The organism is Sphingomonas sp. (assembly GCF_035317925.1).
Taxonomy (GTDB): Bacteria; Pseudomonadota; Alphaproteobacteria; order Sphingomonadales; family Sphingomonadaceae; genus Sphingomonas_I.
In genome coordinates, this window is record NZ_DATHFV010000176.1 from 22,439 (window position 1) to 28,608 (window position 6,170).

7 protein-coding genes are annotated in these 6,170 nt (G+C 67.0%); 3 read left to right on the top strand and 4 right to left on the bottom strand.

Annotation, left to right across the window (positions count from 1 at the left end; all coding sequences use genetic code 11):
* Nucleotides 1-18: 18 nt before the first annotated feature.
* Nucleotides 19-639, top strand: coding sequence for an arylesterase (locus tag VK533_RS13165; protein WP_324378383.1), 621 nt, complete (start codon nucleotides 19-21; stop codon nucleotides 637-639).
* Here the strand turns inward: VK533_RS13165 and VK533_RS13170 are convergent.
* The 4 genes from VK533_RS13170 to VK533_RS13185 form a co-directional block, all read right to left on the bottom strand.
* Nucleotides 623-982 carry a DUF427 domain-containing protein gene (locus VK533_RS13170; protein ID WP_324378369.1) on the bottom strand — a complete coding sequence of 120 codons (360 nt, stop codon included), beginning with the start codon at nucleotides 980-982 and terminating at the stop codon, nucleotides 623-625. The two genes, VK533_RS13165 and VK533_RS13170, sit on opposite strands and share 17 nt — an antisense overlap.
* 66 nt (nucleotides 983-1,048) lie before the next feature.
* On the bottom strand, nucleotides 1,049-1,309 hold the full coding sequence (locus VK533_RS13175) for a DUF6894 family protein (protein ID WP_324378371.1): 261 nt from the start codon (nucleotides 1,307-1,309) through the stop codon (nucleotides 1,049-1,051).
* 51 nt (nucleotides 1,310-1,360) lie between these two features.
* Nucleotides 1,361-3,196 carry a DUF885 domain-containing protein gene (locus VK533_RS13180; protein ID WP_324378373.1) on the bottom strand — a complete coding sequence of 612 codons (1,836 nt, stop codon included), beginning with the start codon at nucleotides 3,194-3,196 and terminating at the stop codon, nucleotides 1,361-1,363.
* A 41-nt stretch (nucleotides 3,197-3,237) separates the two neighbouring features.
* Nucleotides 3,238-3,837: a thymidine kinase gene (locus VK533_RS13185; RefSeq protein WP_324378375.1), complete on the bottom strand. Its 600-nt coding sequence runs from the start codon at nucleotides 3,835-3,837 to the stop codon at nucleotides 3,238-3,240.
* A 138-nt stretch (nucleotides 3,838-3,975) separates the two neighbouring features.
* Here VK533_RS13185 and mddA point away from each other — a divergent pair, with 138 nt between their 5' ends.
* Together mddA and VK533_RS13195 are read left to right on the top strand one after the other, a co-directional pair.
* Nucleotides 3,976-4,725 (top strand): methanethiol S-methyltransferase, encoded by a 750-nt coding sequence (mddA, locus tag VK533_RS13190; protein ID WP_324378377.1) that lies wholly within the window; start codon nucleotides 3,976-3,978, stop codon nucleotides 4,723-4,725.
* Nucleotides 4,726-4,846: 121 nt separating this feature from the next.
* On the top strand, nucleotides 4,847-6,170 hold a 1,324-nt coding region (locus VK533_RS13195; protein WP_324378379.1), incomplete at its 3' end, for a DEAD/DEAH box helicase.

A 6,170-nucleotide genomic window follows, 5' to 3' on the forward strand; every position in this document is an offset into this window, starting at 1 on the left:
CAGCGGCTTGTCCATCGCATGGTCGTCTTTTGTTTAGGTGCGCTGCTCGTGGCGGCCCCCGCGCAGGCGGCCGGGCCGCTGATCTGGGCGCTCGGCGACAGCCTGACCGCGGGTTATGGCCTGCCGCCCGCGGACGGCTTCACCCGTCAATTGGAACTGGCGTTGCGGCAGGCGGGTGTGCCCGCGACGGTGCGGAACGGCGGCATTTCGGGCGACACCACAAGGCAGGGCCGCGCGCGTTTATTGTGGGGGCTACGCGGCCTTGAGGCAAAGCCGGATCTGGTGATCGTCGAGCTTGGCGCGAATGACATGCTGCGCGGGCTTCCGCCGGAACAGGCCAGGGCCAACCTCGATCTGATCCTGGCGGAACTGGATCGCCGGCACATCCGCGTCCTGATCGCCGGCATGAGGGCATCGCCCAATCTCGGCCCGGATTATGTGCGCGAATTCGATGCCATCTATCCGGCGCTGGCCCAAAAATATCGCGCGCGCCTCTATCCCTTCTTCCTCGATGGCGTGGCCGGGAAGCGGGCGCTGATCCAGGCGGACGGGCTCCATCCCAATGCCCAAGGCGTCCGGATCATCGTGGGGCGGCTTTTACCCTCCGTCCGCCAGGCGCTCGCTATTCGACCGAAATAGCGAAACGGTCGGGATAGAAAGCGAGATGGCCGGCGATGTCGGCCACCGCCGGATAGGGCGTCTCATAGCTCCAGACCGCATTGGGCAGGCCCGGCGCTCCGAGATAGGAGGCGTCGCCCTTGTAGGGGCAATAGGTCTGGTGCGGGCTGGGTTCGAGCAAGGTCATCTGGACGTCCTTGCGCGGGATATAGTGGACGGCGGGGTAGTTCGCTTCGCGCAAGGTCAGCGCCTCGCGGCTGTCGGCGACGATCCTGGCGCCCAGCTTGACCACGACCCGGCCGGGGCTGGGTTCGATCGTGATGGGATGATCGGGTCCGGGAATGCGGATCGGCTTGCTGCTCATGTCCAAAAGCTCCGTTTCGAGCTTTAGATGGGAGGGTCGTGCCGGCTTGCAAGCGGCAGTGATTGGTTACCCGTGCAGGCGCAGGTCGACCGCCTCGCGGAAGGGGACGATCAGCAGGGTGTTGCCGTCGCCGTCGGAGATTTCGATCGAGCCGGACAGGTCAAGCTGGCCGTGGCGCGCCTCTTCGCTCAACATCGAGCGGACGCCGTCGATCGCCCTGCGGTACGCCTCGTCGAGATCCGCGGCGTCCTGGCCTTCGGGGTCTTCGGCATAACCGCCGCCATTGTTTATATGCAGGAAGAACCGCGCCATCGGACAAGAACGCATGTCGGCCGTTCCGGTTCGATCCGGCGCCTTTTGTTTCCCCCGTCAAACCAATCAGGTGCGCGCGGTCGCTACATAATGGTCGACGACGCGGGCGAGCATGGTGAGCGGCATGTTGCCGCCGAGCACGATCGCATCGTCGAACGTGCGCAGATCGAACCGCGCGCCGAGCGATGCTTTTGCCTTGGTTCGCAGCCGGTTGATCTCGTTATGGCCCATCTTGTAGCCGCACGCCTGGCCGGGCCACGAGCAATAACGGTTGAGTTCGGCGCGCAATTGCTCGCGCGGCTGGCCGGTGCCCTGGCTGAACCAGTCGAGCGCCTGATCGAAGCTCCACCGCTTGGCGTGGATGCCGGTATCGACCACCAGCCGGCAGGCGCGGAAATTGATCGACTGGAGATAGCCGATCTTGCCCAGCGGATCGTCGGCATAGCAGCCCAGCTCGTCGCCCAATTGCTCGGAATAGAGCGCCCAGCCTTCGGAATAGGCATTGAAGGCGAGCAAGGAGCGGATCAGCGGGAGCTTGTAGCTATATTCGCCCTGCCAGACGTGGCCGGGAATGCCCTCGTGATAGCAGAGCGTCGGCAGCGCATAACGCGGCCAGTTCGAGGTGTCCTTGAGGTTGATATAATAGATGCCGGGCGTGGTGCCGTCGATCGAGCCGGGGCCGGCATAGCCGTCGGGCATGCCGTCCTGGATCGCGGGCGGCACGCGCTTGATGACGAGATTGCCCTTCACCATCGTCGCGAAGGCGCGTGGCAGGCGGGTGCGGACGTCGGCGATGCGGCCGTTGAGATAGGCCAGCAATTTGGCGCGGCCGGCATCGTCGTCCGAGAAGAGCAGATCGGGGCGCCTGGAGAGCGCGGTCAGCCGTTCGCCGACGCTGCCCTTGGTGATGCCCTGCGCCTTGAGCAACGTGTCGATTTCGGCATTGAGCGCCTTGTTCTGCTCGACGCCCAGTTTGTGGAGCTCGTCGGGGGTGGCTTCCGTGGTGGTGCCGGCCTTGACCAGCCAGCTGTAATAAGCGTCGCCATCGGGGCGCTGCCACACGCCGGGCACGTCGCTCGCCTTGGGGCGGGCGAGCGCGAAGGCGTCGATCTGACGGCCGAGCGCGGGCGCGATCAGGCCCTGGCAGACCGACTTCGCCTGCTCGACGCGCTTGGCCGGCAGGCCCGCATGCTCGCATTTGACGCGGAAGCTTTCGAGGATGGTCCACTGGTCGATCGGCTGGTCGCGCATCCCGGTCAGTTCCTTGACCGCGATATCGATCAGGAAGCCGGGCAGGATCGCGCCCTTGGCCTGATCGACGATCAGCCGCCCGGTCTCGCCGTTGAGCGCGAGCGCGTAGGAATCGAGGCGCGAGAGATAGGCCTCGGCATCGTCCTCATTGGCGACGTCGTGATGGTTTTCGAGCGTGTCGGGCAGCTCGACGAAGGCGCCGGTATTCTGCGCCACGACATAGGGCGTGCTGCGATAGCTGTTGTTGGTGTTGAAGATCGCATTGTCGCCGACCGGCATCGTTTTCCAGCCTTCATCGGCCAGCTCGTGCGCGCTCTGGCAAACGTCGAGATCGAGCGCGACGCTGTGGGACAGGCCGGTGCGGTCGATCGCGCGCAGCTTGGCGAGGTTCTGGGCGCAGCGCGCGGCGCGCTTGAAATCGGCTTCGTGGCTGCGGTCGCCGAAGCGGCTGCGCAAGCCGACGCGCGGCCCCTTGTCGATGCCGAGGCCCGCCGCGGTTTCGGGAAAATCGTCGAGCAACTGGCTGGTGATCGTGTCGAGCAGCAGGATCGCCTGCGTATCGCCTGGTGTGCCTTGCGCCAGAGCGGGCATGGCGGCAGCGACGCCGATCGCGCCGGCGCCGGCGAGCAATTCGCGACGATTGGTGAGCATGCGGGGGGAGACTCCTGATCTTTGTCAGGATGCTAGAGTGTTCAGCGATAGTCGGGAAGGGCGCCGTCGCGCATCGCTTTCATGAAGTGGCGGCGGCACAACGCCATGTAGCGATCGTTGCCGCCGATCTCGGTCTGCGCGCCCTCGCGGGCGACGCGGCCGCTGGCATCGACGCGCAGGTTCATCGTCGCCTTGCGGCCGCAGCCGCACACCGCCTTGATCTCGTTCAGACTGTCGGCGAGCGCGAGCAGCCATTTGCTGCCTTCGAACAGCTCGGCCTGGAAATCGGTGCGCAGGCCATAGGCGATCACCGGGATGCCGGCCTGGTCGCAGATCGCGGCGAGCTGGAGCACCTGGTCGCGCGTCAGGAACTGGGCTTCGTCGACGAGCACGCAGCTGAGCGGGGTTTGCGCATGCTGTTCGAGGATCGCGGCTTCGAGATCGGTGCCGGTTTCGAACAGATTGGCGGGCGTCTCCAGCCCGATGCGCGAACTGATCGTGCCCGCGCGATAACGGTCGTCGATCGCGGCGGTCCACAGCATCGTCGCCATGCCGCGCTCGCGATAGTTGAAGTCGGCCTGGAGCAGGGTGGTCGACTTACCCGCGTTCATCGAGGCGTAGTAGAAATAGAGCTTGGCCATCGCGCGATCCTATGGCGGATCGGCGCGCGGGTTTGAAGCGCCTCGATGCGCGCGATCACCCCGGTAGTTTGTCCGGATCGGCCCTAACCATCCTGCCTTGCCGGTGTTACGATCACCCGCTTCCGGGAGGGACTTCTCATGACTCGTGCTTTTTACGTGCTGCTGGCGACGGCCATCTACATCTTCTTTTTCGCCACCTTTCTCTATCTGATCGGCTTCGTCGCCGGGCTGCCGCAGCTGCCGACCAACGTCGACACCAATCCCTTTTGGGGCATATCCGGGCCGGTGGCGCTCGCGGTGCCGATCGACATCGCGCTGATCACCCTGTTCGGGCTGCAGCATAGCGTGATGGCGCGGCCGGGCTTCAAGGCGGTGTGGACGCGGATCGTGCCCAAGCCGATCGAGCGGGCAATCTATGTGCTCAGCGCGAGCCTGGTCCTGATCCTGCTGCTTGCCTTCTGGCACCCGGTTGTTGGAACGTTGTGGCAGGTCGATGCACCGATCGGGCGCTACGTGCTGTGGGGCGTGTTCGCGGCGGGATGGGGGATCGTCCTGCTGTCGACCTTCCTGCTCAACCATTTCGAATTGTTCGGGCTGAGCCAGACCATCCTCAACCTGCGCAATCGCACGCCCGCGGCGCCGCAGTTCCGGCTGCCTTTCTTCTACAAGCTGGTGCGCCATCCGCTGTATTCGGGCTTCGTCATCGCTTTGTGGGCGACGCCGGTAATGAGTTACGGCCACGCGCTGCTCGCGTTCGGGCTGACGGTCTATATCCTGATCGCGATCCAATATGAGGAGCGCGACCTGATCGACGAGTTTGGCGACGAGTATCGGGGCTATCGCCAGCGGGTCGGGAGCCTGATGCCGGGCGTGGGGCGGGTGAAGTGATCTCCATCCGTCATGCCGGACTTGTTCCGGCATCCACTGGGAGGCTGGCGCCAAGCCGCTGAGTGGACCCCGGAACAAGTCCGGGGTGACGGGAAGGGTTTGGCGCGGCTAAGCCCACGCCGTGACCGACCTCCCTATCCACGCCGTACTGCCCGAACTGCTCGCCGCGCTCGACGCGGGGGCGAGCGCGGTGCTGGTGGCGCCGCCGGGGGCGGGCAAGACGACAATGGTGGCGCCGGCGTTGCTCGACCGGCCGTGGTGCGGCGGGCGCGTGCTGCTGCTGTCGCCGCGCCGGGTCGCGGCGCGCGCGGCGGCGGAACGGATCGCCGAATTGGCGGGCGAGGCGGTCGGCGGGCGGATCGGTTATGCGACGCGGCTCGACAGCCGGCAGTCGGCCGCGACGCGGCTGCTGGTGGTGACGCAGGGCATCTTCGTCGCGATGGTCCAGGCCGACCCCGAACTGGCGGGCACGAGCGCGGTCCTGTTCGACGAGGTGCATGAGCGCAGCCTCGACGGCGATTTCGGGCTGGCGCTGGCGCTCGACGTGCAGGCGGGGCTGCGGCCCGATCTGCGGATCGTGGCGATGTCGGCGACTTTGGAGGGCGCGCGCTTCTCGCGGCTGCTGGGCGGGGCGCCGGTGATCGAGAGCGCGGGGCGGTCTTTCCCGATCGACCATGTCTATCTCGGGCGGCGCGAGCAGCGGATCGAGGACGATATGGCGGCCGCGATCCGGCGCGCGCTGACCGAGACAAAGGGCGGGGTGCTCGCCTTCCTGCCCGGCGTGGCCGAGATCGAGCGGACGGCCGAGCGGCTGACCGGACTCGCGCCCGAGATCAACCTCCATCGCCTGCACGGGCAGATCGATCCGGGCGCGCAGCGGATTGCGATCCGGGGCGAGCCGGCGGGGAAGCGCAAACTGGTGCTCGCGACCGCGATCGCCGAGACCAGCCTGACATTGGACGGGGTCTCGGCCGTGGTCGATTCAGGCCTCGCGCGGCGGCCGCGTTATGACCGTGCCGCAGGAGTGACGCGGCTTTCGACCGAACGTGTCAGCCAGGCGGCGGCGACGCAGCGTGCGGGGCGGTCGGGGCGGCAGGGGCCGGGCACGGTCTATCGTTTGTGGGAGGAGGCGGCGACGGCGGGGCTGGCGCCGTTCGATCCGCCCGAGATCGCCGAGGCGGACCTGTCGGGGCTGGTGCTGGCCTGCGCGATCTGGGGGGTGACCGATCCGACCAGCCTGCGCTGGATCGACCCGCCGAGTGCGCCCGCGATCGCCGAGGCCAAGCGGCGGCTGGCGGCGTTCGATCTGATCGATGGCGACGGGCGGCCGACCGCGCATGGGCACAAGGTGGCGGGCCTGCCGGTCAGCCCAAGGCTCGGCCATATGCTGGTCGCGGCGGGCGCGCGGGGCTGGGGGCGATCCGGCTGTCGTCGGGGCCGGACAC